This window comes from Stenotrophomonas sp. 63632_Sma (assembly GCF_056482875.1).
Genome location: NZ_CM151220.1, coordinates 4,472,272 through 4,498,611, shown reverse-complemented (window position 1 = coordinate 4,498,611; position 26,340 = coordinate 4,472,272). Strand labels below are relative to the sequence as shown.

The 26,340-nt window shown below is 68.0% G+C and carries 22 protein-coding genes; 12 read left to right on the top strand and 10 right to left on the bottom strand.

Annotation, left to right across the window (positions count from 1 at the left end; all coding sequences use genetic code 11):
* The first annotated feature begins 99 nt into the window (after window positions 1-99).
* From ACZK45_RS20860 to ACZK45_RS20850, 3 genes are all read left to right on the top strand, one after another.
* Window positions 100-2,325 (top strand): S9 family peptidase, encoded by a 2,226-nt coding sequence (locus ACZK45_RS20860; protein WP_153854779.1) that lies wholly within the window; start codon window positions 100-102, stop codon window positions 2,323-2,325.
* 25 nt (window positions 2,326-2,350) lie between these two features.
* A complete protein-coding gene (locus tag ACZK45_RS20855; protein WP_032129126.1) occupies window positions 2,351-2,866 on the top strand; it encodes a cytochrome c oxidase assembly factor Coa1 family protein in 516 nt (171 codons plus the stop codon).
* A 206-nt stretch (window positions 2,867-3,072) separates the two neighbouring features.
* Window positions 3,073-4,872: a DUF885 domain-containing protein gene (locus tag ACZK45_RS20850; RefSeq protein WP_299107645.1), complete on the top strand. Its 1,800-nt coding sequence runs from the start codon at window positions 3,073-3,075 to the stop codon at window positions 4,870-4,872.
* Between the two features lie 1,124 nt (window positions 4,873-5,996).
* Here the strand turns inward: ACZK45_RS20850 and ACZK45_RS20845 are convergent.
* Entirely contained in the window at window positions 5,997-6,461 is a 465-nt protein-coding gene (locus tag ACZK45_RS20845) for a hypothetical protein (RefSeq protein ID WP_478445201.1), read from the bottom strand.
* A 184-nt stretch (window positions 6,462-6,645) separates the two neighbouring features.
* Between ACZK45_RS20845 and ACZK45_RS20840 the strand changes: the two genes are divergently transcribed.
* The 4 genes from ACZK45_RS20840 to ACZK45_RS20825 all read left to right on the top strand — a co-directional run bounded on the left by ACZK45_RS20840 (window position 6,646) and on the right by ACZK45_RS20825 (window position 9,245).
* Window positions 6,646-6,894, top strand: a complete 249-nt coding sequence (locus tag ACZK45_RS20840) for a hypothetical protein (RefSeq protein ID WP_006475755.1) — start codon at window positions 6,646-6,648, stop codon at window positions 6,892-6,894.
* A gap of 122 nt (window positions 6,895-7,016) precedes the next feature.
* Window positions 7,017-7,934, top strand: a complete 918-nt coding sequence (locus ACZK45_RS20835; protein WP_197615690.1) for a bestrophin family protein — start codon at window positions 7,017-7,019, stop codon at window positions 7,932-7,934.
* 19 nt (window positions 7,935-7,953) lie between these two features.
* Window positions 7,954-8,943, top strand: coding sequence for a porphobilinogen synthase (gene hemB / locus ACZK45_RS20830; protein ID WP_032129123.1), 990 nt, complete (start codon window positions 7,954-7,956; stop codon window positions 8,941-8,943).
* A 32-nt stretch (window positions 8,944-8,975) separates the two neighbouring features.
* Window positions 8,976-9,245 (top strand): SHOCT domain-containing protein, encoded by a 270-nt coding sequence (locus ACZK45_RS20825; protein ID WP_049424121.1) that lies wholly within the window; start codon window positions 8,976-8,978, stop codon window positions 9,243-9,245.
* 150 nt (window positions 9,246-9,395) lie between these two features.
* On the opposite strand, the gene ACZK45_RS20820 is transcribed toward ACZK45_RS20825, so the two are convergent.
* A complete protein-coding gene (locus tag ACZK45_RS20820; RefSeq protein WP_478445200.1) occupies window positions 9,396-10,268 on the bottom strand; it encodes a TolB family protein in 873 nt (290 codons plus the stop codon).
* Window positions 10,269-10,316: 48 nt separating this feature from the next.
* Between ACZK45_RS20820 and aroE the strand changes: the two genes are divergently transcribed.
* From aroE to dinG, 3 genes are all read left to right on the top strand, one after another.
* Window positions 10,317-11,162, top strand: a complete 846-nt coding sequence (gene aroE, locus ACZK45_RS20815) for a shikimate dehydrogenase (RefSeq protein WP_180838706.1) — start codon at window positions 10,317-10,319, stop codon at window positions 11,160-11,162.
* 3 nt (window positions 11,163-11,165) lie between these two features.
* Window positions 11,166-11,519 (top strand): hypothetical protein, encoded by a 354-nt coding sequence (locus tag ACZK45_RS20810; protein WP_006400655.1) that lies wholly within the window; start codon window positions 11,166-11,168, stop codon window positions 11,517-11,519.
* A gap of 167 nt (window positions 11,520-11,686) precedes the next feature.
* Entirely contained in the window at window positions 11,687-13,789 is a 2,103-nt protein-coding gene (gene dinG / locus ACZK45_RS20805; RefSeq protein WP_071228543.1) for an ATP-dependent DNA helicase DinG, read from the top strand.
* A gap of 151 nt (window positions 13,790-13,940) precedes the next feature.
* On the opposite strand, the gene ACZK45_RS20800 is transcribed toward dinG, so the two are convergent.
* On the bottom strand, window positions 13,941-14,558 hold the full coding sequence (locus tag ACZK45_RS20800) for a hypothetical protein (protein WP_125895411.1): 618 nt from the start codon (window positions 14,556-14,558) through the stop codon (window positions 13,941-13,943).
* 138 nt (window positions 14,559-14,696) lie between these two features.
* A complete protein-coding gene (gene ilvD, locus ACZK45_RS20795) occupies window positions 14,697-16,535 on the bottom strand; it encodes a dihydroxy-acid dehydratase (protein WP_478445199.1) in 1,839 nt (612 codons plus the stop codon).
* 460 nt (window positions 16,536-16,995) lie between these two features.
* On the opposite strand from ilvD, the gene ACZK45_RS20790 reads away from it, so the two are divergent.
* Both ACZK45_RS20790 and ACZK45_RS20785 read left to right on the top strand, forming a co-directional pair.
* A complete protein-coding gene (locus ACZK45_RS20790; RefSeq protein ID WP_125895412.1) occupies window positions 16,996-17,568 on the top strand; it encodes a DUF1190 domain-containing protein in 573 nt (190 codons plus the stop codon).
* A gap of 7 nt (window positions 17,569-17,575) precedes the next feature.
* Window positions 17,576-18,754, top strand: a complete 1,179-nt coding sequence (locus ACZK45_RS20785) for a glutathionylspermidine synthase family protein (protein WP_125895413.1) — start codon at window positions 17,576-17,578, stop codon at window positions 18,752-18,754.
* 791 nt (window positions 18,755-19,545) lie between these two features.
* Here ACZK45_RS20785 and ACZK45_RS20780 read toward each other — a convergent pair.
* Genes ACZK45_RS20780 through ACZK45_RS20755 form a run of 6 tightly spaced genes read right to left on the bottom strand, consistent with a single transcriptional unit; the run spans window position 19,546 to window position 26,289 of the window.
* A complete protein-coding gene (locus ACZK45_RS20780; protein ID WP_253144150.1) occupies window positions 19,546-20,844 on the bottom strand; it encodes a DUF58 domain-containing protein in 1,299 nt (432 codons plus the stop codon).
* A complete protein-coding gene (locus ACZK45_RS20775) occupies window positions 20,841-21,827 on the bottom strand; it encodes an AAA family ATPase (protein ID WP_005411535.1) in 987 nt (328 codons plus the stop codon). The genes ACZK45_RS20780 and ACZK45_RS20775 overlap by 4 nt, the downstream gene beginning before the upstream one ends.
* Entirely contained in the window at window positions 21,824-23,008 is a 1,185-nt protein-coding gene (locus tag ACZK45_RS20770) for a DUF4350 domain-containing protein (protein ID WP_478445198.1), read from the bottom strand. Before ACZK45_RS20770 ends, ACZK45_RS20775 begins: the two co-directional genes overlap by 4 nt.
* Window positions 23,005-24,621, bottom strand: a complete 1,617-nt coding sequence (locus ACZK45_RS20765) for a DUF4129 domain-containing protein (protein WP_478445197.1) — start codon at window positions 24,619-24,621, stop codon at window positions 23,005-23,007. Before ACZK45_RS20765 ends, ACZK45_RS20770 begins: the two co-directional genes overlap by 4 nt.
* A complete protein-coding gene (locus ACZK45_RS20760) occupies window positions 24,611-25,603 on the bottom strand; it encodes a stage II sporulation protein M (RefSeq protein WP_032129115.1) in 993 nt (330 codons plus the stop codon). The genes ACZK45_RS20765 and ACZK45_RS20760 overlap by 11 nt, the downstream gene beginning before the upstream one ends.
* Complete coding sequence (locus ACZK45_RS20755; RefSeq protein WP_478445196.1) at window positions 25,600-26,289, bottom strand: RDD family protein; 690 nt, start codon at window positions 26,287-26,289, stop codon at window positions 25,600-25,602. The genes ACZK45_RS20760 and ACZK45_RS20755 overlap by 4 nt, the downstream gene beginning before the upstream one ends.
* Window positions 26,290-26,340 lie beyond the last annotated feature (51 nt).

The window sequence follows — 26,340 nt, the reverse complement described above, 5'->3', positions numbered from 1 at the left end:
AGAAGGTCATGCTGCCTTCCCGCACGGGCTTGGTTAGGATGGGGGACGACCGCCCCGCGTCCATCGCGGTGGCGGACCTGCCGTTTGCCGGGATCCTCCATGCGCCACCTGTTCGCTTCGCTCGCCCTCATGCTCGCCACCAGTACCGCCGCCCACGCTGAAAAGCTGACCCTGGAAGCCATCACCGGCCCGCTGCCGCTTTCCGGCCCGACCCTGATGAAGCCGAAGGTCGCCCCCGATGGTTCGCAGGTCAGCTTCCTGCGCGGCAAGGACAGCGACCGCAACCAGCTGGACCTGTGGACCTATGACATCGGCAGCGGCCAGACCCGCCTGCTGGTGGATTCGAAGGTGGTGCTGCCCGGCACCGAGACCCTCAGTGATGAGGAAAAGGCCCGCCGCGAGCGCCAGCGCATCGCCGCGATGACCGGTATCGTCGATTACCAGTGGTCGCCGGACGCGCAGCGCCTGCTGTTCCCGTTGGGCGGTGAGCTGTACCTGTACGACCTCAAGCAGCAGGGCCAGGCCGCAGTGCGCCAGCTGACCCACGGTGAAGGATTCGCCACCGACGCCAAGCTGTCGCCCAAGGGCGGTTTCGTCAGCTTCATCCGCGGCCGCAACCTGTGGGTGATCGACCTGGCCAGCGGCAAGCAGCTGCAGCTCACCCGCGACGGCAGCACCACCATCGGCAACGGCGTGGCCGAGTTCGTCGCCGACGAGGAAATGGACCGCCACACCGGCTACTGGTGGGCGCCGGATGATTCGGCCATCGCCTTCGCGCGCATCGATGAAGCACCGGTGCCGGTGCAGAAGCGCTACGAGGTCTACGCCGACCGCACCGACGTGATCGAGCAGCGTTACCCGGCCGCGGGCGACGCCAACGTGCGCGTGCAGCTGGGCGTGATCGCACCGGCCGCCGATGCGCAGCCGCGCTGGGTCGACCTCGGCAAGGAACAGGACATCTATCTGGCTCGTGTCGATTGGCGCGATGCGCAGCACCTGAGCTTCCAGCGCCAGTCGCGCGACCAGAAGCAGCTGGACCTGGTGGAAGTGGCGCTCGATTCCAATCGCCAGCGCGTGCTCGCCCACGAGACCAGCCCGACCTGGGTGCCGCTGCACAACAGCCTGCGTTTCCTCGATGACGGCAGCGTGCTGTGGTCGTCCGAGCGCACCGGTTTCCAGCATCTGTACCGCATCGACAGCAAGGGCAAGGCCACCGCGTTGACCCACGGCAACTGGCCGGTGGACGAACTGCTGGCGGTCGATGAGAAGGCTGGCAAGGCCTACTTCCGCGCCGGCATCGAGACCTCGCGCGAAAGCCAGATCTACGCGGTGTCGCTGCAGGGCGGTGAGCCGCAGCGCCTGTCCAAGGCACCGGGCATGCACAGCGCCAGCTTCGCCCGCAATGCCAGCGTCTATGTCGACAGCTGGTCCAACAGCACCACGCCGCCGCAGATCGAACTGTTCCGCGCCAATGGCGAGAAGATCGCCACCCTGCTCGAGAACGACCTGGCCGACCCGAAGCATCCGTATGCGCGTTACCGCGATGCACAGCGCCCGATCGAGTTCGGCACGCTGACCGCGGCCGACGGCAAGACCCCGCTCAACTACAGCCTGATCAAGCCGGCCGGCTTCGATCCGTCCAAGCGTTACCCGGTGGCGGTGTACGTCTACGGTGGCCCGGCCAGCCAGACCGTCACCGACAGCTGGCCCGGTCGTGGCGACCACCTGTTCAATCAGTACCTGGCCCAGCAGGGCTACGTGGTGTTCTCGCTGGACAACCGCGGCACCCCGCGCCGTGGCCGTGACTTCGGTGGCGCGCTGTATGGCAAGCAGGGCACGGTGGAAGTGACCGACCAGCTGCGTGGCGTGACCTGGCTCAAGCAGCAGCCGTGGGTGGACCCGGCGCGCATCGGCGTGCAGGGCTGGTCCAACGGCGGCTACATGACCCTGATGCTGCTGGCCAAGGCCTCGAACCAGTACGCCTGTGGCGTGGCCGGTGCGCCGGTGACCGACTGGGGCCTGTACGACAGCCACTACACCGAACGCTACATGGACCTGCCGGCGCGCAACGAAGCGGGTTACCGCGAAGCGCGCGTGCTGACCCATATCGACGGCCTGCGTTCGCCGCTGCTGCTGATCCACGGCATGGCCGATGACAACGTACTGTTCACCAACTCGACCAGCCTGATGAGTGCGCTGCAGAAGCGTGCACAGCCGTTCGAACTGATGACCTATCCGGGTGCCAAGCATGGCCTGTCCGGTGCCGATGCGCTGCATCGCTACCGCGTCGCCGAAGCCTTCCTGGGACGTTGCCTGAAACCCTGATCCACAGCCGGGAAGGAGCCCGCCGATGACCCTGCCACCACCGATTCCCGCCCATCGACAGACGTCCGCCGGTTGGTGGTGCCGTCATTGGCGCTGGGCGATGCCGTTGACGGTGGTGCTGGTGCTGGGCGGCGCCGGTGGCGTGGTGACCTGGAGCGTGCTGCGCTGGAGCGAGGCGGCACGCGAGAGCCCGCCGATGCGCGAGGCGCTGCGACGCGCGGGCTGCAGTATTGAACTGGTGGAAGCCTTTGGCGAGCCGCTGCATATCGAATCGATGCCGCTGGGCAGCATGCAGACCGCGATGAACGGCCAGCGCGACGTCGGCCTGACCGTTGCGCTGGAAGGACCGCATGCGCACGGCCGGCTGTTCGTGCAGGGCAGCCGTCGCGATGAAGTCTGGGATTACCCGGTGATGTATGTACTGGCCGAAGACAAGCAGACCTTCGACCTGACTGCACTGGATGACGACGAGGCTGCGGGGGAGTGCGAGCTGCAGGCCTGCCGTGAGCGTGGCGAATGCCCGCTGACCGCCGCGCTGTGACCGCAGGTCGCGCGGCCGGGTAAGGGCGGCCATGTAGAGTCGACTGTTAGTCGACTGCTCTCCACAAGACGCCTGAAAAACCCCGCGCTGCGCGCGATAGTCGACTGACAGTCGACTCTACCCATCAGCCGCGCCGTGACCTCCAGCCGATTGTCGCCATCGCCGTGAGCGCGTAAGTTGCGGGCAACCCTTTGCTGGAGTGTCCCATGAAGCCGATTGCGCTCGCTGTTGCCCTGGCCCTGACTGCCGCCCCGTTGCTGTCCGCACCGCCGGCGCTGGCTGCACCCGCCGCCAAGGCCGCCACTCCTGCCAGCCCGGCCTGGGTGGCCCGCAGCAATGCACTGGCGCAGATCCTGCTTGATGCACAGGGTCCGTTCCAGCCGGAGGAAACCGGCTTCTTCGGCGTTCCCGGCTACGACGACAAGGTGGCCGACCTCGGCCCGGACAACGGCAAGCGCTACCGCGCCGCGATGGCCAAGGCCCGCGACGAACTGAAGGCGAAGCTGGCCACCGAGCAGGATCCCAATGTCCGCCAGGACCTGGAGATCATGATCCACGCCGCCAGCCAGAACATCGAAGGCAGCGAGCTCAACGAGAAGTACCTGTTGCCGTGGAGCGATGCGCCGCAGACGGTGTTCAGCGGCCTCAACCTGCTGCTGTCCGACCAGGTGCCGGCCGAGCGCCGGGCCAAGGCGCTCGACCGCCTCAAGGCCTACGCCGGCCTGCAGCCGGGCGGCACCGCCTTCACCACGCTGGCGCGCCAGCGCTATGAAGAGCGCTTGAAGGACAGCAGCCTGCTGCAGCCGACGAAGATCGAAGTGCAGCAGTCGCTGGACAACGTCGAGACCTACATCACCGGTATCGAGTCGCTGCTGAAGAAGTACCAGATCGCCGGTGCCGATGAAGCAATGAAGGCGCTGGCCGGGCAGATGAAGGACTACGCCACCTGGACGCGCACGACCGTGCTGCCGAAGGCACGTGCCGACGCACGCCTGCCGGCGCCGCTGTACGCCTACCAGCTCAAGCAGGTCGGCATCGACATCGACCCGAAGCTGTTGATGCAGCGCGCGCAGCTGGAGTTCATGGAAACCCGCTCGGCGATGCAGCAGCTGGCGCCGCTGGTGGTGAAGGACAAGGGCCTGAAGGTGGCCGACCCGAGCGACCCGGTGGCGGTGATCCGCGCGCTGAAGGCCGACAAGATCGCCGACGATCATCTGGAAGGCCACTACCGCAAGGTGATCGATGCGATCGACCCGTTGATCCGCGAGCACGCCATCGTCGACGTGCCCAAGCGCGCGATGCAGATGCGCCTGGGCTCGGCCGCCGAGAGTGCTGCGAGCCCGGCGCCGCATTTCCTGCCGGCGCCGCTGGTCAACAACACCGGGCAGCAGGGCACCTTCGTGCTGCCGCTGGGCAACCCGGCCGCGGGCCCGGGTGCGCAGTACGACGACTTCAACTTCGGTGCGGCGGCGTGGACGCTGAGCGCGCATGAGGGCCGCCCGGGTCACGAGCTGCAGTTCACCGCCATGGTCGAGCGCGGCGTCTCGCTGGCACGCACGATGTTCGCGTTCAATTCGGTGAACGTGGAAGGCTGGGCGCTGTATGCCGAGGCCGAGATGGTGCCGTACGAGCCGCTGGACGGGCAGATGATCGCCCTGCAGTTCCGCCTGCTGCGGGCTGCGCGCGCGATGCTGGACCCGATGCTCAACCTCGGCCTGACCGACCGCGCCAACGGCGAGCGTGTGCTGATCGAGCAGGTCGGCCTGTCCAAGGCGATGGCCACCCAGGAACTGGACCGCTACATGGTGCGCATGCCGGGTCAGGCCGGCAGCTACTTCTACGGCTACACCCGCATCCTGGAACTGCGCATGCAGACCGAGCTGGCACTGGGCGCGAAGTTCGACCGCCTGGCGTTCAACAACTTCCTGCTCGACCAGGGCCTGCTGCCGCCGGACCAGCTGGCCGATGCGGTGAACAAGGTGTTCGTGCCGAAGTACAAGCGCTGAGCATCACCGGTAGTGCCGGCCACTGGCCGGCGCCGCGGGTTTCGTGCCAACCAAGGTTGGCACCTACCAGAACGATGCGTCGGTTGTTGCAGGGGTAGTGCCGGCCGCTGGCCGGCAATCGCCGTTGGTAGATGCCGACCTTGGTCGGCGCTGTGGGTTTCGTGCCAACCAAGGTTGGCACCTACCAGAGCGATACGTCGGTTGTTGCAGGGGTAGCGAAGCCGCTGGCCTACAATCGCCGTTGGTAGATGCCGACCTTGGTCGGCGCTGTGGGTTCGTGCCAACCAAGGTTGGCACCTACCAGAGCGATGCGTCGGTTGTTGCAGGGGTAGTGTTTACCACTGGCCACAATCGCCGTTGGTAGATGCCGACCTTGGTCGGCGCTGTGGGTTTGTGCCAACCAAGGTTGGCACCTACCAGAGCGATACGTTGGTTGTTGCAGGGGTAGTGTCACGCCACTGGTACAACCGGTGTTGGTAGATGCCGACCTTGGTCGGCGCTGTGGGTTTCGTGCCAACCAAGGTTGGCACCTACCAGAGCGATACGTCGGTTGTTGCAGGGGTAGCGGCCACGCTGGCTTACAATCGCCGTTGGTAGATGCCGACCTTGGTCGGCGCTGTGGGTTTCGTGCCAACCAAGGTTGGCACCTACCAGAGCGATACGTCGGTTATTGCAGGGGTAGTGCTTGCCGCCGGCTTGGCAATCGCCGTTGGTAGATGCCGACCTTGGTCGGCGCTGTGGGTTTCGTGCCAACCAAGGTTGGCACCTACCAGAGCGATACGTCGGTTGTTGCAGGGGTAGTGCTTACCGCTGGCCGGCAATTGCCGTTGGTAGATGCCGACCTTGCCGCATGCCGCGGGTTTCGTGCCAACCGAGGTTGGCACCTACCAGAGCGAAGCGTCGGTTGTTGCAGGGGTAGTGCCGCTCCGCTGGTCAATTGCCGTTGGTAGATGCCGACCTTGGTCGGCGCTGTGGGTTTCGTGCCAACCAAGGTTGGCACCTACCAGAGCGATACGTCGGTTGTTGCAGGGGGAGAGGCCACGGCTGGCGATTTCCCCTGGGCGAAGAGGATTTCTGAGGTTGCTTAGCCAGCGGCTTAGACTACCGGCGGTGACCCTCTCGGGTCACCGCTGCGGCTGCGGTGTGATCACCTGTGTCGGCAACCGCGCGGGCGGTGCCGGATTCGGCACCCAGATCGCGACGCCGGCGGCGCGCTTCTGCGTGGTCGGAATACCGATGCCGACGCCGCCACCGACGTGCGAACCGAACGTGCCGGCGCCGACCGACATGCCCACCGGCGAGCCACTGCTGCCCACGCCCATCAACACCACGCCATTGGCGCCGAGCGCGGCGGCCTCACGCTTCAGGCGTGCCACGGCGGCATCGGTCTGGCCCTGGGTGCCGAAGCCGACGGCGGACGCCGATTCCAGCTGGGCGATTTCCAGGGAACCGGCCGGTGGCGTCGAATAGATCTGCACCAGCGCCGGATCGATCGGGGCGCGGGCGCGGCCCAGCATCACCTTGGAGGTACTGGCACAGCCAGCGGCGACCAGCAGGATGGCCGCCAACGCGGCCCAACGGATGTTCATGGCACGACCCCTGTAGGACTGGTTGCGATCATCGGCGGGCCACTCTGAATCGGCGCCAACACCCGGGCCAGGGCACGCACGGCAGCACGCTAGCACGGCGGGGGTGACAGCCCCGCCAATGGCAGTAGGCGGCGGCAGCGGGAACGTCTATGGTTGGGGCAGGAACCAACTGCGGGAGAGCGGCATGGGTGTGATCAGTCTGTTGTGGGGCGTACTGGCGCTGTTGTGGATGATCCTGGCGCTGATTCCACTGCTGGGCTGGGGCAACTGGTTCCTGATCCCGTTCGCTGCCGTGGGCGCGGTGATCGCCGCGCTCGGCATCCTGTTCACCCATCCGAGCAAGCGTGGCCGGGCCTGGGCCGGGCTGGTGCTGAACGGCATCGTGGTGGTGGTCGGCATCCTGCGCCTTGGCCTGGGTGGCGGCGTGATCTGAGCCCGCACCCGGGTGCGACAGGGCGTCGCAGGCGCACGGTCCATGGCCGGGCAGGGGCGTACAATGGATGGCTGCGCGAGCCCCCCGCGTGCCTGTGAATCCGCGCCCGGCGCGGCAGCCCCATGATCATCCGACCCCGTCCCCACGGCTGGCAACTGCTCTACATCCTGCGCGGCTCGATCGTCAAAGCGATCGCGCCCAAGGTGCTGGCCATCCTGATCCTGTCCATTGCGGTGGCCGCAGTGGTGGAACTGGCGCCACCGACCGGCATCGAGCGCGTCTCGGTCACGCCGTTCACCCTGCTCGGCCTGGTCCTGTCGATCTTCCTCAGCTTCCGCAACAGCGCCTGCTACGAGCGCTGGTGGGAAGGCCGCAAGCTGTGGGGCCAGCTGGTCTACGAATCGCGCTCGCTGGCCCGCCAGGTGAACCTGCTGCTGGCCGATGACACCGGCCGCCGCCGCCGCATCGCCTACCTCACCACCGCCTTCGCCCATGCCCTGGCCGGTCGCCTGCGCGGGCGCATCGTGGCGCTGATGGCCCTGCCGTGGCTGGACAAGCGCCAGCGCGAACAACTCGGGCAGCGCGAGAACGTGCCCGACGCGCTGCTCTCGATGATCGCTGGGGAACTGGCGCAGGCCCTGCGCGCCGGTGACCTCGACCCGATCCTCTACACCCAGCTGGAAGAGCGCCTGCATGCGATGTCGTCGATCCAGGCCGGCTGCGAGCGCATCCTCACCACACCGCTGCCGTTCGCCTACACCCTGCTGCTGCACCGCTGCGCGTGGATGTTCTGCGTGCTGCTGCCGTTCGGCCTGGCCAGTTCGCTGGGCTGGGGCACGCCGGTGCTGTCGGCGGTGCTGGCCTATGCCTTCTTCGGCCTGGACCAGCTGGGCGAAGAAATGGAAGACCCGTTCGGCCTGGAGCCGAACGACCTGCCGCTGGACGCGCTGGTGCGCACGATCGAGATCGACCAGCTCGACGCGCTCGGCGAACGCCCATTGCCCGAACCCCTGCTGCCGCAGGGTTACCTGTTGCAATAGCCACTCCTCGGAGCCTGCCATGTCCCACCCGCTTTACCGCCCGCGCCGCATGCGCCATGACGAGTTCTCGCGCCGCCTGATGCGCGAGAACACGCTGACCACCGACGACCTGATCTACCCGGTGTTCGTGCACGAACTGGCTGGCCGCACCGCGGTGCCGTCGATGCCGGGCGTGGAGCGGCTGTCGATCGAAGAACTGCTGAAGGTGGCCGAAGAGGCGCTGGAGCTGGGCATTCCGGTGATCGACCTGTTCCCGGTGATCGACCCGTCGCTGAAGTCGCTGGATGCATCGGCGGCGTGGGCCGAGGACGGCCTGGCGCAGCGTGCGATCCGCGCGCTGAAGTCGCGCTTCCCGGAACTGGGGGTGATGACCGACGTGGCGCTGGACCCGTACACCACCCACGGCCAGGACGGCATCATCGACGACAAGGGCTATGTGCTGAACGACATCACCGTCGAGGCGCTGGTCAAGCAGTCGGTATCGCACGCCGAAGCCGGTGTCGACATCGTTTCGCCCTCGGACATGATGGACGGCCGCATCGGCGCGATCCGTCGTGCGCTGGATGCCGACAACCACATCAACGTGCGCATCATGGCCTACTCGGCCAAGTACGCCTCAGCGTTCTACGGTCCGTTCCGCGATGCGGTGGGCAGCGCCGCCAGCCTCGGCAAGGCCGACAAGAAGACCTACCAGATGGACCCTGCCAACGGCGACGAGGCCCTGCGCGAGATCGCGCTGGACCTGGAAGAGGGCGCCGACATGGTGATGGTCAAGCCGGGCATGCCGTACCTGGACCTGGTGCGCCGGGTGAAGGAAAAATTCGGCGTGCCGACCTTCGCCTACCAGGTGAGTGGCGAGTACGCGATGATGAAGGCCGCCTTCGCCAACGGCTGGCTGGACGAGCGCGCCTGCGTGCTGGAGTCGCTGCTGGGCTTCAAGCGGGCCGGCGCCGACGGCGTTCTGACCTATTTCGCGCCGCAGGTGGCGCGATGGCTGCGCGAGCGCTGACAATAGCGCCACGATAGACGGAGGAGTGCGCGATGGGACCCGAACTGGGATGGATGCAATGGCTGATCTGGGGCATCGGTACGCTGGTGTTCGGCGCCATCATCGTCGGTGTCTTCATCGCCGCCTGGCGGGCCGGCAAGCGCCCGCCGGAGCAGCTCTCCGCCGCCCGCCATGTCGCCCGTGAGCAGGCCCTGCCGGACAGCGTGCAGGCCGAACTGGCCGCGTTGAACCAGCGCAAGGACAACGGCCAGCTGAGCGAGGTGGAGTACGAGCAGTTGCGCGCCAAGGTGTTGTCGCGCTGATGGGTGGGTGCCAACCCTGGTTGGCACTTTCCCGCATGCCAACCAAGGTTGGCATCTACCAAGCGGCCATCCACGCACGGCGTGGATCTACCGCACGCACCTGGCGCCTCCATCGCCCTGGTAGCCGCCAACCTTGGTTGGCATTTGCCGTCACCGTGCGCCCGGTAGGCACCCGGCCACCGCCACCACCTTCGGCACGGCCAACCGGTACACATCCACGCCACCGGCACGCGGTGCCTTCGCCGCACTGCTGGCGACCATCATCTCGCCCGGCTTGGCGTTGTCGATCACCGGCGCGCCGGTCCAGCCGCCGGCCTGGTTGAACGACAGCCCCAATGGCTGCAGCGCCGCACCGGTCCACGCACAGCCGCTGCTCCACACCTGCGTGGTCGTGCCGTTGCCGCGGCTGAACACCACGGCGCCGTCATGCCCCAGCCAGTCGCCGTCGGTCTCGTCGTCGGCACTGTTCAACGCGCTCAGTGCGCTGGCCGGGCCACGCAGTCCCTGCGCATCCAGCGTCGCCACGAACAGGTCCCAGCCGGCGCCACGGCCCTGCTGGCGGGCAAACAACAGCTGCCTGCCATCCGCGCTCAGGGCCGGCCCGCGCTCTTCCCGGCGGCCCGCGTCGCCCGCCAGCAGCTGCGCGGTACCCAGTTGGCCATCGGTGGCGAGAGCGGCCCGATACAGCGCCAGCTTGCCCTCGCGGCCGGCCGCGAACAGCAGCCAGCGGCCGTCGCGGCTGAAGTAGGGATCATGGGCCTCACCGGCCACGCCTACCGGCAAGGCCTGCGCCTGCTGCCAGCGGCCGTCCACCACGCGCGCCTCCCACAGGGCCCAACCGGCCTCGCCACGGCGGGCGAAAACGATGCGCTGGCCATCGGCGCTGATCGTGGCGCGGCCCTCGTCGGCACGGGTCGAGACCACGCCCATGCCTTCGATGCCGTACTCGTTCAACGCCATCGCCACGGGGGCAGAGAGTAGACTGGCGGCAAGCACCAGCAGGGGCGGGGTGATGCGCATCATCCGGGTCCGTGCACGAAAGAGCATCAGTCTAGCCAGCTTGAGGATTCCATGACCGACCGTTACGCCGTCTTCGGACACCCCGTTGCCCACTCGAAGTCGCCGCAGATCCACGCGACGTTCGGTCGCCAGGAAGGCATCGCGGTGGATTACCGCGCGATCGACCTGGCCCCGGATGCGTTCCTGGCCGGCCTGGAGGCGTTCGCCTCAGAGGGCGGCGTCGGCGCCAACGTCACCTCGCCGCACAAGGAAGCCGCGTTCTCGGTGTGCACCACGCTGACTGCACGTGCGCGCCGCGCCGGTTCGGTCAACACGCTGCTGCGCAAGGGCGACCGCTGGCACGGTGACACCACCGACGGCATCGGCCTGGTGCGCGACCTGACCGACCGCCACGGCCTGGACCTGCGCGGCCGCCGCATGCTGCTGATCGGTGCCGGTGGCTCCGCGCGCAGCGTCGCCCCGGCCTTCCTCGATGCTGGAATCACCGAACTGGTGGTGGTCAACCGCACGCCGGAACGTGCCGATGAACTGATCGACGCCATGGGCGAGCCGGGCCGCGCGATCAGCCGCTACTGGGAAGACCTGCGCGAGCTGGGCGACTTCGAGCTGATCGTCAATGCCACCTCGGCCGGCCGCGACCGTGACGTCGAGTTCAAGCTGCCGCTGTCGCTGGTCAACTCGATGACCACCGCCGTCGACCTGAACTACGGCGAGGCCGCCATCGCCTTCCTGGCCTGGGCGCGCGCAGCGAACTGCCGCAATACCGTGGATGGCCTGGGCATGCTGGTCGAGCAGGCCGCCGAGAGCTTCCTGCAGTGGCACGGTGTGCGTCCGCAGACCGACGAGGTCTACCAGACGCTGCGGCAGGGCTCGGCCGTGCTGGCCGGCGAGGACTGATCGATGGACAACACGACCCTGATGGTGACGGTGCTGAGCATCGTGGGCGTGCGCCTGCCGGTGCTGATCGCACTGTGCGTGGGCCTGGTCTGGGTGGTCGGCGCACCGCGCGATGCCACCCGCACCGGCGCCCTGGTCGGCCTGGTGCTGTTGCTGCTGTCCAGCCTCGGCGGCATGGCCGCCGGCATCCTGCCGATGTGGTTGATCAACAGCGGCAACTTCGACGCCATCTCGGGCATGAGTGCCATCCTTGGCGTGCTGCACTTCGCGCTGGCGATGGTCGAGGCCATCGGCGTGGTGCTGCTGGTGTGGGCGCTGGTGCGCCTGCTGCGTACCCGCACGATCCCGGCATCCTGACCGGTAGCGCCGGGCCATGCCCGGCGTATCTGGCCCTTGGGCGGTCCGCCCATCGGACCGTGACCGCCGCCTGGCGTCGTCGCTGGCCCGTTCAGGGTGCCAGCGACGGTGAACGCGGCCGGCCATGCGACAATGACCGGCCTGATCCAGCCACGGTACTTCCCGGCGTGACCGAAACCGTCGCCGCTCCGCGCACGCTCGATGACACCTTGAAGGACGCGATCCGCAAGGCGTACACGACGCTGCAGGCCAATACCCCCGGCTTCTCCACCCGTCGCTCGCAGAGCCAGATGATCGGCGTGGTGTCGCGTGCGCTGTCGAAAAGCGGTGGCGTCGGCGTGGTCGAAGCGCCCACCGGCGTCGGCAAGAGCCTGGGCTACCTCACCGCAGGCGTGCCGATCGCGCTGGCCAGCAAGAAGAAGCTGGTGATCAGCACCGGCACCGTGGCGCTGCAGTCGCAGCTGGTCGAGCGCGACATTCCGAATTTCCTGAAAGCCACCGGCCTGGAAGCGACCGTGGCGCTGGCCAAGGGCCGTACCCGCTACCTGTGCACGCGCAACGCCGCCGAGGCGCAGGGCGAGGGCTCGCAGGGCGGCATGTTCGAGGATGACGCGCCGCTGTTCGACCGGCCGCTGGCGCCGATCGAGATGGACATCGCCAAGCGCCTGACCGATGCCTTCACCGGCGGCAGCTGGGATGGCGACATCGACAACGCGCCGGAGACCATCAGCCCCGGCCTGCGCAGCCGCATCACCACGCCGGCTTCGGGCTGTGCCGGGCGCCGCTGTGCCTATTCGGCGCAGTGCGCGGTGCTGCGTTCGCGCAATACGGTGCGCGACGCACAGATCGTGGTCACCAACCACGCGCTGCTGCTGTCGGCGCTGTCGATCGGTGACAGCGACAACGGCCAGCCGTTGATCGCCCCGCCGTCGGACATGCTGCTGGTGTTGGACGAAGGCCATCACATCGGCAACGTGGCGATCGACCAGGGCGCGGCCAGCCTGGCGCTGGACGAGATGGCCAAGCGCACCGGCCGCCTGCAGATCCTGATCGCCGGCGCCTACCGCGCGGTCGACAAGGATCGGTTGGGCAACCTGTTGCCGAACGAGGCGATCGAGGTGGCCAGCAACGTGGCCAAGCAGCTGCGCGCGTTCCGCGACCACGTCGAGCGGGTGTGGATGCCGGCACCGGCCGACGAGGAACCGATGTGGCGCGCCGCCAATGGTCGTCTGCCCGAGGCCTGGCGCGAGCCGATCGAAGCGCTGGCCGACGACACCCGCAGCCTCTACAACTGGGCGCATGCCGCCACCGCGCAGGTGGCCAAGGGCAAGCCGGACGATGCCGCGCGCGAGCGCCTGCAGCGCAACCTGGGCATGGCGCTGGAAATGATCGAGCAGCAGTACAACCTGTGGCAGGCCTGGCGCCGCGAGGACAAGGACGGCGCGCCGCCGATGGCGCGCTGGGTCACCGCCACCCGCGACGGCGACCTGGTGCTGCATGGCTCGCCGGTGTCGGCCGCGCACGTGCTGCGCAAGCTGCTGTGGGATGAAGTGGACTCGGTGGTGATGACCTCGGCGACGCTGACCGGCGGTGGTGATTTCCAGTCGCTGGCGATCGACAACGGCATTCCGGAAGAGGCCGAGATGGTCTCGCTGTCGTCGCCGTTCGACCTGCCCAACCAGGCCGAGCTGATCGTGCCGAAGTTCCCGGTCACGCCGGACGACCGCGAAGGCCATCCGCGCGAAGTGGCGCGCTACCTCGACACCGAACTGGACTGGGCCAAGGGGTCGATGGTGTTGTTCACCTCGCGCTGGAAGATGGAGAAGGTGGCCGGGCTGATGTCGGCCGCGCGCCGCAAGCAGGTGCTGGTGCAGGGCGAGATGTCCAAGACCCGGCTGATCGACGAGCACCTGCGCCGCGTGGCGGCAGGCGAAGGCTCGGTGCTGTTCGGGCTGAATTCGTTCGGCGAAGGCCTCGACCTGCCCGGTGAGGCCTGCACCACGGTGGTAATCACCCAGGTGCCGTTCGCGGTGCCGACCGATCCGCAGACCGCCACGCTCAGTGAGTGGTTCGAGGGGCGTGGCCTCAATGCCTTCAACCTGATCGCCATTCCGCACGCGCTGCGCACGCTGACCCAGTTCGCCGGCCGCCTGATCCGGACCTCCACCGACACCGGCCGCGTGGTCATTCTTGATTCGCGACTGCTGACCCGCCGCTACGGCAAGCGCATCATCGACGCGTTGCCACCGTTCAAGCGCGTGATCGGCTGACCGGTAGCAAAAAGGGGACGGAGGGAATTAAGTCGTTTATGGCAAAAACGACTTAATTCCCTCCGTCCCCTTTTTTGCGAGCACTGTACAGATGCCGGCCAGGGGCCGGCACTACCGCACGGGCTGACGATCGGACAGCGGCGCTTGGTGGTTACCGGGTGCCTGTTTCAGGCGTCCGGCAGCCTGGCCCATAGGCCTCCATGTAGGGTTTGCCGAAGCAGCGCAGTAGCCCATCAAGCACATCCAGGTTGGGCGGCCACGGCATCTGCACCTGCTGCCCGCCTTCGGTGGTGAACTGGTAGCGACCGTCCTTGATGTTCTCCGCCATCGCGGTGGGCGTCGGTATCGCGACCAGCCTCGCACGAGCCTTCTCCAGGGCGCTGCGGTCCTGGCGCAGGAACGCGACCATGCCGTCCACGTAGGCATTCCAGTAACCCGGGTCGCCCGCGTTCACGGGTTTGTGGCTGCGTTCCATCAGCGTGATCGCCTGCGCGGTCTGCCCCAGCTCCGCGCGCAGCTGGCCCTCGTGCCAGGTGATGATGACGTTGCCTTCTGCCTTGGGCAGAGCGCCGTAGGCGGACAGCAGGTCGGCCGCTTCGCGGGTACAGCCACGGTCGGCCAGCGGGCGCCAGCCACCTGCCAGGTCCTGATCGAATCGGCCAGGTTCCATCGCCAGCATCGCGGCACGGTCGTAGCTGCAGTCCGGGGCTTTGGGCGGTTCGGCTGACGTGCCCATGGCAGTGGCCAGCGCAAAGGAAAGCAACATCATCTCAACCTCCGTGTTGGTGACTTCCTGGACCACCATAACGGATCAGGAGGGGTAGCGCCGGCCGCTGGCCGGCAACCTCATTGATTTGCAGACGCATTGTGCAGATGCCGGCCAGCGGCCGGCACTACCGCACGGGGATCAATCGCCGAGCAGCGCGGTGTTGCGTACGGCGCCCTTGTCGGCACTGGTGGCCAGCAGCGCGTAAGCCTTCAGCGCGCTGGTGACCTTGCGCGGGCGGGGTGCGCGCGGCTTCCAGCCGCGGGCATCGGCGTCGGCGCGGCGCTGGGCCAGCGTGGCCTCATCCAGCAGCAGGTCGATGCGGCGGGCCGGGATGTTGATGCGGATGCGGTCGCCGTTTTCCACCAGGCCGATGACACCGCCGCTGGCGGCTTCCGGCGAGACGTGGCCGATCGACAGGCCCGAGGTTCCGCCGGAAAAGCGGCCATCGGTGAGCAGCGCACATTGCTTGCCCAGCCCCTTCGATTTCAGATAGCTGGTCGGGTACAGCATCTCCTGCATGCCGGGGCCGCCCTTCGGGCCTTCGTAGCGGATGACCACCACCTCGCCCGGCTGCACCTCGTCAGCGAGGATGCCGGCGACGGCGGCGTCCTGGCTTTCGTAGACGCGCGCGGGGCCTTCGAACACATGGATCGACTCGTCCACGCCGGCGGTCTTCACCACGCAGCCATCGATGGCCAGGTTGCCGCGCAGCACGGCCAGCCCGCCTTCCAGCGAATACGCGTGCTGCAGCGAGCGGATGCAGCCCTCGGCGCGGTCCACATCCAGCGTCGGCCAGCGCGTGGCCTGGCAGAAGGCTTCCTGGGTGGGGATGCCGGCCGGGCCAGCCTTGAAGAAGGTATGCAGGGTGTCGTTGTCACTGCGCACCACGTCCCAGCGTTCCAGTGCTTCGGCCAGGCTGGCGCTGTGCACGGTCGGCACCGTGGTTTCGAGCAGGCCGGCGCGGTCCAGTTCACCGAGGATGCCGAACACGCCGCCGGCGCGGTGCACGTCCTCGATGTGGTACTTCGGCGTGTTCGGCGCCACCTTGCACAGCTGCGGTACGCGCCGCGACAGCGCGTCGATGTGGGTCAGGTCGAAGTCGACCTCCGCTTCCTGCGCCGCGGCCAGCAGATGCAGGATGGTGTTGGTGGAACCGCCCATGGCGATGTCCAGGGTCATCGCATTGGCGAACGCGGCCTGGGTGGCGATGCCGCGCGGCAGCGCGCTCGGGTCTTCGCCGCCATACCAGCGGTGGCAGAGTTCGACGATCAGGCGGCCGGCGCGGCGGAACAGCGCCTCGCGGTCGGCATGGGTGGCCAGCGTGGTGCCATTGCCCGGCAGCGACAGGCCCAGCGCTTCGGTCAGGCAGTTCATCGAGTTGGCGGTGAACATGCCCGAGCAGGAGCCGCAGGTGGGGCAGGCGCTGCGCTCGAACGCCGCCACCTTCTCGTCGGAGGCGCTGTCATCGGCGGCCACCACCATCGCATCGACCAGGTCCAGCTTGTGCTCGGACAGCTTGGTCTTGCCCGCTTCCATTGGCCCGCCGGAGACGAACACCACCGGGATGTTGAGGCGCAGCGCAGCCATCAGCATGCCGGGGGTGATCTTGTCGCAGTTGCTGATGCACACCAGCGCGTCGGCGCAGTGCGCGTTGACCATGTACTCCACGGCGTCGGCGATGATCTCGCGGCTGGGCAGCGAATACAGCATGCCGTCGTGGCCCATCGCGATGCCGTCGTCCACGGCGATGGTGTTGAATTCCTTGGCGACGCCGCCGACCTGTTCGATCTCGCGCGCGACCAGCTGGCCGAGGTCCTTCAGGTGCACGTGGCCGGGCACGAACTGGGTGAAGGAGTTGGCGATGGCGATGATCGGCTTGTGGAAGTCGCCGTCCTTCATGCCGGTGGCACGCCACAGGGCGCGGGCGCCGGCCATGTTGCGGCCGGCGGTGGAGGTGCGGGAGCGGTATTCAGGCATGGCTGGCGGAACGGGCGGGCCGTACAACGTGGGGGTCGCCCGATCATGGCCAATTTTTTCGGTTGCTGCTGCAACCACCGGGTAGGATTCGGCAGGGCTGCGCCCTGCACCTGCCGAAGCAAGTGCTAATGCAACGGCCGAAGCAACGGCAACAGCTGGCCTATCCGTGGGATGGCGGGGTGGGTCCGGTTGCGGGGGACGGCGCAAGTACGTCCATTTAGCCTCGGTCGCGCCATCCATGGCGCTCACGCCCCCGCAACCGGACCCACCCCGCCTTCGACACTTTCCCAATGCTGTTGGTGGGTGTCGACCTTGGTCGACACGATGTATCCACGCCATGCGTGGATGATGGGGAACGACGAAAATGAAAGTCCGTTCATCTTTCGGACTTTGCCGATTCCGGTTGCTGGTCCGGATTTGGCATCATTGGGGCATTGATCCGTCGACAGGGCATGAGGCCATGAAACGTTCCCGCACCACCGCGCTGCTGCTGATGAGCGCTGCGCCGCTGCTGTTCACCGCCTGCCAGAAGGAGCCGGAGGTGAAGGTGCAGGAAGGCCTGTACACCTCGGTGGAGGCCTGCACCGAGGCCACCGGCGATCCCTCGTCGTGCCGCAATGCCTTCGCCGAAGCGCAGAAGCAGGCCGCCGATGCGGCGCCGAAGTACGCCAGCAAGGAAGCCTGCGAGAAGGACTACAAGCCGGAACAGTGCGTGCAGCAGCACACCTCGGCCGGTACCTCGTTCATCGGCCCGATGATGATGGGCTTCTTCATGTCGCAGATGCTGAGCAACCGCGGCGGCCTCGCGCCGCAGGCGCCGGCGGCGGCGCCGGCCTACCAGGACAAGAGCGCTGGATGGGCGCGTCCGGCACCGGGCGGTACCGGTGGCCTGAACACCGCCAGCGGCATCGGCGCGGGCAAGGCCGGCCTGGCCCCGGTCACCAGCGAGCCGAACCGTGCGGTCACCGCCAGCCGTGGTGGCTTCGGCAACACCAGCGCACGCCGCAGCACCAGCGGCAGCTACGGCGGCTGATCGACCCATGCAGCGCATCCGGATTGCCGAGCGTGCCCAGTGGCGGGCACGTGCGGATGAAGCGGGTTTCCGCTTCCACACCATCGACGGCCAGCCGTATTGGGATGAAAGCGCGTACTACGCCTTCACCCTGCGCCAGATCGAACAGGACATCGAAGACCCCAGCGCCGAGCTGCACCAGATGGCGCTGGACCTGGTCGGTGATGTCATCGGCAGCGAACGATTGATGGACCAGCTGGCGATTCCGTCGCATTACCGCGACTGGATCGCCAACAGCTGGCGCCAGCGCCAGCCGCATCTGTACGGTCGCCTGGACCTGGCCTACGACGGTACCGGCCCGGCCAAGCTGTACGAACTGAACTACGACACGCCGACCTCGCTGTTCGAGGCCAGCTTCTTCCAGTGGCAGTGGCTGGAAGACCAGCGCAACGCCGGTCGCCTGCCGCAGCATGCCGACCAGTTCAACGCGATCCACGAAGCGCTGGTCGAACGTTTCGGCGAACTGGCCACGCAGTTGCCGCCACCGCTGTATTTCAGCGCCGTGGGCAGTTCGGAAGAAGACCGCGGCACCGTCGACTACCTGCGCGACTGTGCGTCGCAGGCCGGCCTGCATGGCCAGGCCATCGCCATCGAGGATATCGGCCTGTCCGAGGACGGCCGCTTCACCGCGCTGGACGATTCGGTGATCGGCACGCTGTTCAAGCTGTACCCGCTGGAAGACCTGATGGCGGAAGAGTTCGGCCGCGCGCTGCCCGGTTCGGGCGTGCAGCTGCTGGAGCCGGCGTGGAAGGCGGTGCTGAGCAACAAGGGCATCCTGCCGCTGCTGTGGCAGCGCAACGTGGGCCATCCGAACCTGCTGGAAGCGCATTTCGATGACGGCAGCACGCTGGCCTCGGGCTGGGTGCGCAAGCCGCTGTTCTCGCGCGAAGGCGCGAACATCGAGATGCACCTGGCCGATGGCAGCACCCAGCGCAGCGACGGTCCCTACGACGGCCCGGCGATCATCCAGCGTGCGCATCCGCTGACCCGCTTCGAAGGCGGCTACCCGCTGATCGGCAGCTGGGTGGTGGGTGACCACGCCTGCGGCATCGGCATCCGCGAAGACGACAGCGCGATCACCCGCGACAGTGCGCGCTTCGTGCCGCACGCGATCGTTGATGAGGCGCCGACGCGGATCTACGTCTGATGACGGTACGGCGCCCCCGGGCCGGCGTGGGCAACCGACGCCGGTCGTAGAACAACCGCTGTAGGTAGGGGCCGACCCTGGTCGGTGCTGTGGATTCCTTGCCAACCAAGGTTGGCACCTACCAGAGCGATGCGGCGGTTGTTGCAGGGGTAGTGCCGGCCGCTGGCCGGCAACCGCCGTGGGTAGATGCCGACCTTGGTCGGCGCTGTGGGTTTGTGCCAACCAAGGTTGGCACCTACCAGAGCGATGCGTTGGTTGTTGCAGGGGTAGTGCCGGCCGCTGGCCGGCAACCGCCGTTGGTAGAGGCCGACCTTGGTCGTCGCTGTGGGTTCGTGCCAACCAAGGTTGGCACCTACCAGAGTGATGCATCGGCTGTTGCAGGGGTAGTGCCGGCCGCTGGCCGGCTACCGCTGTTGGTAGATGCCGACCCTGGTCGGCGCTGTGGGTTCGTGCCAACCAAGGTTGGCACCCACCAGAGCGGTGCGTCGGTTATTGCAGGGGTAGTGCACGCCGGCTTGCCAATCGCCGTTGGTAGATGCCGACCCTGGTCGGCGCTGTGGGTTTGTGCCAACCAAGGTTGGCACCTACCAGAGCGATGCGTCGGTTGTTGCAGGGGTAGTGCCGGCCGCTGGCCGGCAATCGCCGTTGGTAGATGCCGACCTTGGTCGGCGCCGTGGGTTTCGTGCCAACCAAGGTTGGCACCTGCCAGAGCGATACGTTAGTTGTTGCAGGGGTAGTGCCGGCCGCTGGCCGGCAACCGTTGTTGGCTCCCACCAGATCTATCGCTGGTATCAGAGCAGCCCTTCGCGCTTCACCGCCAGGTAGCGTTCCACCAGAGCACCGGGCAGGGCATCGGCGGTTACGTCCAGCACCATCACCTTCTCGCTGCGCAGCGCCTCGTGCGCCTTCGCGCGCTGCTGCAGGTACAGCGCCGCTGCACCGGCCTGGGTGGCGTCTTCCAGTGTCTGCACTTCGCTGTCCAGCACGCCGTCCAGCTCACGCTCGCGCAGGCTGGCCACGCATACCAGGTGGCGCTGCTGCAGCAGGCGCACCGCCGCCAGCAGGTCTTCGATGTCTTCGTCGCGCACGTTGCTGACCAGCATCACCAGCGCACGCCGGCGCTGGCGCAGCGACACTTCGGTGGCGGCGGCCAGGTAGTCGGTGGCCACCGCGCGCGGCTGCAGGTCGTAGCTGGCGCGCAGCAGGTGCTCGACGGTGCCCATGCCGCGCTGCGGCGCCACCCAACGGCGCTCGCCACCGGTGGCGAACAGGCCGGCGGCGTCGCCCTGGCGCAACGCCAGGTAGGCCACCACCAGCGAGGCGTTCAAGGCATGGTCGAAGTGCGAGAGCCCGCCTTCGCTGGCCAGCATGCGCCGACCGCTGTCGAGCATCAGCAGCAGCTGCTGGTTCTTCTCGTCCTGGTATTCGCGCGAGATCAGCTTGCGCGCACGCGCGGTGGCCTTCCAGTCGAGCTGGCGCAGGCTGTCGCCGATGCGGTACTCGCGCATCTGGTGGAAGTCGGTGCCTTCACCGCGGCGGCGCTTCACGTGTGCACCGACCAGCCGCGAGGCCTGGTCGGCACTGAACAGGGCAAAGCGGGTGAGCGGCACGAAGTTCGGATAGACCCGCACGTCCAGTGCGGGCGGCAGCGTGCGTTGCTGCCACCACAGCCGCCACGGCGAACGCATGCGCAGGTGCACGCCTTCGAAGCGGAAATGCCCACGCTGCAGCGGCTGCAAGTGGTAGTGCAGGGTGGAGGCACTGCCGGCCTGCAGGCGCACGCGCTGCGGCAGTGATTCCAGCGGCCAGCCGCCGGGGACCAGGTCGAACACCTGCACCGTCATCGGTGCGTCCGCCTGCAGCCGCAGTGCAGCCTCGCGGCGCACGCCCAGTGCCAGCGCTTCGGGCAGTTCGCGCTGCACCTGCGGCGACGGACGCCGCCACTGGCGCCACAGATCCATCAGCGCCGGCACGGCAATCGCCAGCGCCGCCAGCGCCCAGCTCCAGCGCGGCAGCAGACCGCCCAGCACCAGACCGCCCTGGGCAGCCCAGGCCAGCAGCAGTGCCAGCAGCAGCGGGGCCGGCCTCATCGGCGCGGCGCTTCCACCTTGGCCAGCAGCGCGCCCAGCACGTCGTCGGCGTCCTGGCCTTCGATCTGCAGTTCCGGGGCCAGCGCGATGCGGTGGCGCAGCGCCGGGCGTGCGATGTCGCGCACATCATCCGGAGTGACGAAATCACGACCGGCCAGCACCGCCTGCGCGCGCGAGGCACGCACCAGCGCGATGCTGCCACGCGGGCCAGCGCCGACCGCGATACCCGGCCACTGCCTTGTGGCCGCCACAATCCGCACCGCGTAATCGATCACTTCGTCATCGACCGTGATCGCCGCAGTGGCGCGCTGCAGTTCCAGCAGCTCGCCGGCGCCGAGCACACGCGGCACCTGGCTCAGGTCGAAATCGCTGGCGGCGCGGCCACTGGTGATCGCGGTCACCATGCGCTTCTCGTCCTCCAGCTGCGGGTAGTCGATCAGCACCTTCAGCAGGAAGCGGTCCAGCTGTGCTTCCGGCAGCGGGTAGGTGCCTTCCTGCTCCAGCGGGTTCTGCGTGGCCAGCGCCATGAACGGCGGCGCCAGGGTGAAGGCCTTGCCTTCGATGGTCACCTGGCCTTCCTGCATCACTTCCAGCAGCGCCGACTGGGTCTTGGCGGGTGCACGGTTGATCTCGTCGGCCAGCAGCAGGTTGGTGAACACCGGGCCGCGGCGGATCTTGAAGCTCTCGCTCTTCGGGTCGTACACCGCGTGGCCACTGACGTCGCTGGGCATCAGGTCGGGGGTGAACTGTACACGCCCGTAATCCAGCTCCAGGGCCTGTGCCAGTGCGCGCACCAGCAGGGTCTTGCCCAGCCCGGGCACGCCCTCGATCAGCACGTGACCACCGGCAAGCAGCGCCACCAGGATCTGGTCCAGCACATCGGCCTGGCCGATGAAGGCGTGGCCGACGGCATCGCGGATGGCATCGACGCGTTCGATCAGGCGGGCGTTGGCAGCCGCCGGCAGCTCGGGGACTTCAGTCATAGCAGGGATCTCATCTGGAGCAGCAAGCGGATGCGCTCGCGCAGGGCGGAGGAATCGTGCGGCGGTGGGGGCGTGAGCGCGCTGGCGACGCGGCCCTGCGGCCACTTCAGCAGCTCGGCGATGGCCTGGTCACGCGGCGCGCCATCCAATGCGGCGGCAACCGGCGCGCGCAGGCGCAGGCGGTGCAGGAACAGCGCGAGCACGGCTTCGTACAGGCGTATGCCGTGACCGAAGCGCAGCAACAGTTCGCCACTGGCACGCAGGTGCTCCAGCAGTGAACGACGTTCCAGCACCGGCGACGGCAGCAGGCTACCGAAGCGCTGTGAACGGCCCCACAGCCAGCCCAGCAAGGCCAGCAGCAACGGCACCCACAACGGCCAGCCCTGATAGAACATGCGCGACCACAGCGACGGCGGGCGGCTGGCATAGACCAGCCAGACCGCACCCTTGCCATAGTTCGGATCGAGCAGGTAGCGGGTCAGGTCGCGATGCGACGCGTCGTGCAGGCCGTCGCTGGCCCCGCCACCTGCCGACGCCAGGCGCGCTGCCGGTGAGTCCACTTCGCTGCGCATGAACTCCATGTCGGCCAGCACGCTCACTCTGCCCTGGCCGTGGCGCAGGCGCGCGAACACCAGGTCGCGATCAGTGCCCCAGCGGCGTTCGGCCTGCGCACTGGCGGCAAAGCCCAGGGTGAAGCGGCGGCCACCACAGAATTCGACGTGGCCCGGATCGTCGTCGACATGGAAGGCCTGGCAGTCGCTGCGCTGGAACAGGCTGTCTACGCCCAGCCGGTCCAGCAGGGGGCCCTGTGTGCTGCCGGCATCGTCCTCGGCCGGCGGCGGCGTACGTACCAGCAGGTGGCCACCCCCGTCGACCCAGTCCAGCAGTGCGCTGGCGACGGGCGGCGGCAGTTCGCTGCTGTCCTGCAGCAGCACTACCGTGTCGTGGCGCCCCAGCGTCATCTGCTGTAACTCCAGCCGCGGTCGCGAATGCACGTCGATGCCATCGGCGCGCAGGGCCTGGCCGAGCACGTACAGCGGGTTGTAGGCGGCCTCGCCCTGTGGCGGTAGCCGGATCGTCTCGGTCACCCGTTCGTGCGTGCGCAGGTAGAGGATGGTCAGCGGTACGCCGAACAGCACCAATGCACCGAGCAGCAGCGACCAGAACAGGCGCGGACTCATGCCTGCCACCCGTACTGCTGGCGCAGGGTATCGGCCAATGCATCGAAATCGGCGCGGCTGGGCAGGCGGCCACCGTAGGCAGCGTACTGCCACATGCGCACGATGCGCGCGAACAGGTCACGGTCGCTGGCCTGGGGCATGCGTCGCGATGCGCGCAGGCATTGCGCTTCGGTGGCACCGGGTGGAAGCGCGATACCGCTGCGCTCGCCCACCGTGCGCACGCTGGCGCGGTACAGCAGGGCCAGCGCCTGCCGCGGCCGGCCCTGGTCCCAGAGCAGGCCGGCCTGGGTGGCCACGTCCGGCGGCAGCACCACCGGCAACTCCACCTGCTCCTCCAGCACCTTCGGTGCAGCGTCGGCCTTGCGCCGGCCACTGCCACGCAGCCACGGCAGCCACAGCCGCGCGGTCAGCAGCAGCACCAGCAGCAGGATGCCGAGCAGGCCCCACAGGCCCCATTCGGCCAGCCGTGCCAGCCAGGCGATGCCGTCCTTGCGCGCCTTGCGTTCACCTTTGCTGTTGGTGTCACGCTGCAGCTGCTTGTCTTCCTTCTTTTTTTCCTCGGCCTGCTCGATCGGCTTCCAGCGGGTGACCTGGCGGGTCGGGCGCTGCAGCGGGTCTTCATAGGCGCGGTTCACTGCCTGACGGAAACCGGCGGTGTCCACCGGCGCTGTACCGAAGATCATTGCCGGCGTATTGGCGGGGTCGTTGGCCGCGGTGGCCGGTTCTTCCGCACTGTCTTCGTCCTCTTCGGCATCGCCTGCCTGCTCCGCGACCGTCTGCGCGTCCTGCGCATGCACCGGTGCGGACACCAGCGGCAGTGCCAGCCACAGCAGCAGCGCCAGCGTCGATGCTGCCGGCAGCAGCCGCTCGCGCAGGCGGCGCAGGGCGATTTCGACGTCCCAGGCTTCCATCTGCGTTCGACGGTTCAGGTACAGGCCAAAGCCCGCACCGACGAAGAACGGGCCGATCAGCACCGAGGCCAGCCAGCACGCCAGGTTGAAGCCCAGCCGAGCCCATGCCGGCGTGTCCTTGCCAATCATGTCCCACGCCGCACGCCACGATTCGGACATCAGCTCCAGTGGCATGAACATGAACACCGCACCGATCGCGCCGGATACCAACACGGCTTCGAACGCCAGGCAGGTCACCGTCAGTACCAGTGCCGCGCCCGCTGCGCCGGCTGCCACCGCACGACGGCGTGGGCCGCGCTGGCCCGGTGTGTTGCCTTCCAGCAGGTTCACCGGCAGGCACAGGCTGCGCAGCACGCTGAAGCGGCGCCAGCCCAGGTAGCCCCAGAAGCCGCTGTTGCCCCAGCTTCGCTGCGCGCGCACCGCGGCCAGCGTGCCGACCGGCTCACCGAAAATGCCGCGCGACAGCACGTACAGCGGCGCGCGTTCGAACAGCGGCTTGCACCACCACATCGCCAGCCAGGCCCAGCCGAAGGCATCCAGCCACCAGCCGAGCGCGTTGAAGATCACGAACAGCGGTGCACTGGCCAGCAGCCAGCTGCCCCACAGCGCACGCGCGTGACGGCGGGACAGGGCGGTGCCCAGCTCCATCGCTTCCCAGCCACTGCGGGCGCGCAGCGCCACATCCAGGCGGTCAATGCGCATGGCCGCCCCCACGTCCGCCGCGCCACAGCCACAGCAGCACGCCGGCCCACAACACACCGGCCACGCTGAACTTGCCCCACGCCGGTACTTCGGCAAGCGAGGACCAGAAGGCTTCGATGAAGGCGGCCACCAGCAGCATGAAGGCGACGCCGAGGCACAGCCGTGCGCCGATGCGGCCGCCTTCGACCAGTGCATCCAGGCGGCTGCGCCGGCCCGGTGCCAGCAGCTTCATGCCCAGCTGCAGACCGGCACCGCCGGCGATCACGATCGCGGTCAGCTCGAAGGCACCGTGGCCGACCACGAAGCGCCAGAACGGGTCGCCATGGCCGATGTGCTGCAGGTGACCGGCCACCGAACCGATGATCACGCCGTTGAACAACAGCACCAGCAGCGTGCCCAGCCCTGCCAGCAGTCCGCTGGCGAAGGTGCGCAGGGCGATGCTGATGTTGTTCATGATGTAGTGGCCGAACATCATCCAGTCGGTGCCGCTGTCACGCCCCAGGCGCTCGGCGGCGGGATCGTACATGCGCTCCATCTCGGCGATCTGGCGGTTGTCCATCAGCATGTGGATCAGGTCCGGATAGACCTGCACCAGCACGAAGCAGGCCACCGCCGGCAGCGCGAACATCGCCAGCGCCACCCACATGCTGCGCGCCTGGCTGCGCACCAGCAGCGGGAAATCGGCCACCAGGAACTCCAGGGCACCCCGCCAGCGCGTCGGCGGCGTGCGGTACAGCACGCTGTGGCCCTGCTGCATGAGCTGCTGCAGGCGCTGCACCAGCTGCGGGCTGTAGCCGCGTTCGCGGGCCAGCGCCAGTTGCTGGCACAGCCGCCGGTAGCGCTGCGGGAAGGTGGTGTCGTCCAGTGCCAGGCCGCTGGCCTTGCGGCGCGTGCGGCGTGAGGCACCGGCACGCAGCAGCAGCCACTGCTCCAGGTCCTGCCATTCCTGCTGGTAGCGGGCGACGAACTGTTCCTGCTTCATCGCCGCCCCAGCAGCCAGTTGGCCATCGCATACAGGCGCAGCACGCCGACCTGGCCATGGGTGCCGGTCAGTGGCTCGGCAATACCGGCCAGCTCCTGCTGGCGCGCCGCCGACAACCGTGGCGCGCGCTCGGCGAAGGCCATCAACGCAGCCTGTTCCTCTGGTCGCAGGGGCTGCGGCGGGGCCAGCACGCTGTCGATGGTCGGCGGCGGTGGCAGGTACAGCGCGGGTGCGTGCACCACCACGGTGCCCGCCACCAGGTCGCCAAGGCGGCGGCCATGCGGATCGAACAGGCTGCTGATCAGGCCCAGCGCATAGCCGAACGGCAGCATGTCCACCGTGCGCAGCAGGTTGCGGGTGATCGCCGCCATCCAGCCTACCGGCGCGCCATCGCGGGACAGCACGCGCAGCCCCAGCGCACGCTTGCCCAGCGTGCGCCCCCACAACGCTTCGCAAACGATTGGGTAGGCCCAGTAGACCAGGAACATCAGCACCAGGTAGCGGCCGGAGCCGAACTTGTCCAGCAGCGCCAGCGGAATGGACACCAGCACCAGTGCCGCGATGCGCACGCCAAGATCGACCAGCCAGGCCATCGCCCGCGGTACCGGGCCGGCGGCAGGCAACTGCAGCGGCACACCCTCCGGCGTCACCACCTCGCGGTAGGTATCGAGCATCGGTGCGGCCATCAGCGCGATGGCCTTCGTTGTGGGCGCCGGAGTCCTCTCCGGCGGGCAGCC

What these genes read in the sequence shown, in the direction of transcription:
- ACZK45_RS20860 (WP_153854779.1), top strand. Translation starts at nt 100, where the DNA reads ATGCGCCACCTGTTCGCTTCGCTCGCCCTCATGCTCGCCACCAGTACC.
- ACZK45_RS20855 (WP_032129126.1), top strand. Translation starts at nt 2,351, where the DNA reads ATGACCCTGCCACCACCGATTCCCGCCCATCGACAGACGTCCGCCGGT.
- ACZK45_RS20850 (WP_299107645.1), top strand. Translation starts at nt 3,073, where the DNA reads ATGAAGCCGATTGCGCTCGCTGTTGCCCTGGCCCTGACTGCCGCCCCG.
- ACZK45_RS20845 (WP_478445201.1), bottom strand. Translation starts at nt 6,461, where the DNA reads ATGAACATCCGTTGGGCCGCGTTGGCGGCCATCCTGCTGGTCGCCGCT.
- ACZK45_RS20840 (WP_006475755.1), top strand. Translation starts at nt 6,646, where the DNA reads ATGGGTGTGATCAGTCTGTTGTGGGGCGTACTGGCGCTGTTGTGGATG.
- ACZK45_RS20835 (WP_197615690.1), top strand. Translation starts at nt 7,017, where the DNA reads ATGATCATCCGACCCCGTCCCCACGGCTGGCAACTGCTCTACATCCTG.
- hemB (WP_032129123.1), top strand. Translation starts at nt 7,954, where the DNA reads ATGTCCCACCCGCTTTACCGCCCGCGCCGCATGCGCCATGACGAGTTC.
- ACZK45_RS20825 (WP_049424121.1), top strand. Translation starts at nt 8,976, where the DNA reads ATGGGACCCGAACTGGGATGGATGCAATGGCTGATCTGGGGCATCGGT.
- ACZK45_RS20820 (WP_478445200.1), bottom strand. Translation starts at nt 10,268, where the DNA reads ATGATGCGCATCACCCCGCCCCTGCTGGTGCTTGCCGCCAGTCTACTC.
- aroE (WP_180838706.1), top strand. Translation starts at nt 10,317, where the DNA reads ATGACCGACCGTTACGCCGTCTTCGGACACCCCGTTGCCCACTCGAAG.
- ACZK45_RS20810 (WP_006400655.1), top strand. Translation starts at nt 11,166, where the DNA reads ATGGACAACACGACCCTGATGGTGACGGTGCTGAGCATCGTGGGCGTG.
- ACZK45_RS20800 (WP_125895411.1), bottom strand. Translation starts at nt 14,558, where the DNA reads ATGATGTTGCTTTCCTTTGCGCTGGCCACTGCCATGGGCACGTCAGCC.
- ilvD (WP_478445199.1), bottom strand. Translation starts at nt 16,535, where the DNA reads ATGCCTGAATACCGCTCCCGCACCTCCACCGCCGGCCGCAACATGGCC.
- ACZK45_RS20790 (WP_125895412.1), top strand. Translation starts at nt 16,996, where the DNA reads ATGAAACGTTCCCGCACCACCGCGCTGCTGCTGATGAGCGCTGCGCCG.
- ACZK45_RS20785 (WP_125895413.1), top strand. Translation starts at nt 17,576, where the DNA reads ATGCAGCGCATCCGGATTGCCGAGCGTGCCCAGTGGCGGGCACGTGCG.
- ACZK45_RS20780 (WP_253144150.1), bottom strand. Translation starts at nt 20,844, where the DNA reads ATGAGGCCGGCCCCGCTGCTGCTGGCACTGCTGCTGGCCTGGGCTGCC.
- ACZK45_RS20775 (WP_005411535.1), bottom strand. Translation starts at nt 21,827, where the DNA reads ATGACTGAAGTCCCCGAGCTGCCGGCGGCTGCCAACGCCCGCCTGATC.
- ACZK45_RS20770 (WP_478445198.1), bottom strand. Translation starts at nt 23,008, where the DNA reads ATGAGTCCGCGCCTGTTCTGGTCGCTGCTGCTCGGTGCATTGGTGCTG.
- ACZK45_RS20765 (WP_478445197.1), bottom strand. Translation starts at nt 24,621, where the DNA reads ATGCGCATTGACCGCCTGGATGTGGCGCTGCGCGCCCGCAGTGGCTGG.
- ACZK45_RS20760 (WP_032129115.1), bottom strand. Translation starts at nt 25,603, where the DNA reads ATGAAGCAGGAACAGTTCGTCGCCCGCTACCAGCAGGAATGGCAGGAC.
- ACZK45_RS20755 (WP_478445196.1), bottom strand. Translation starts at nt 26,289, where the DNA reads ATGGCCGCACCGATGCTCGATACCTACCGCGAGGTGGTGACGCCGGAG.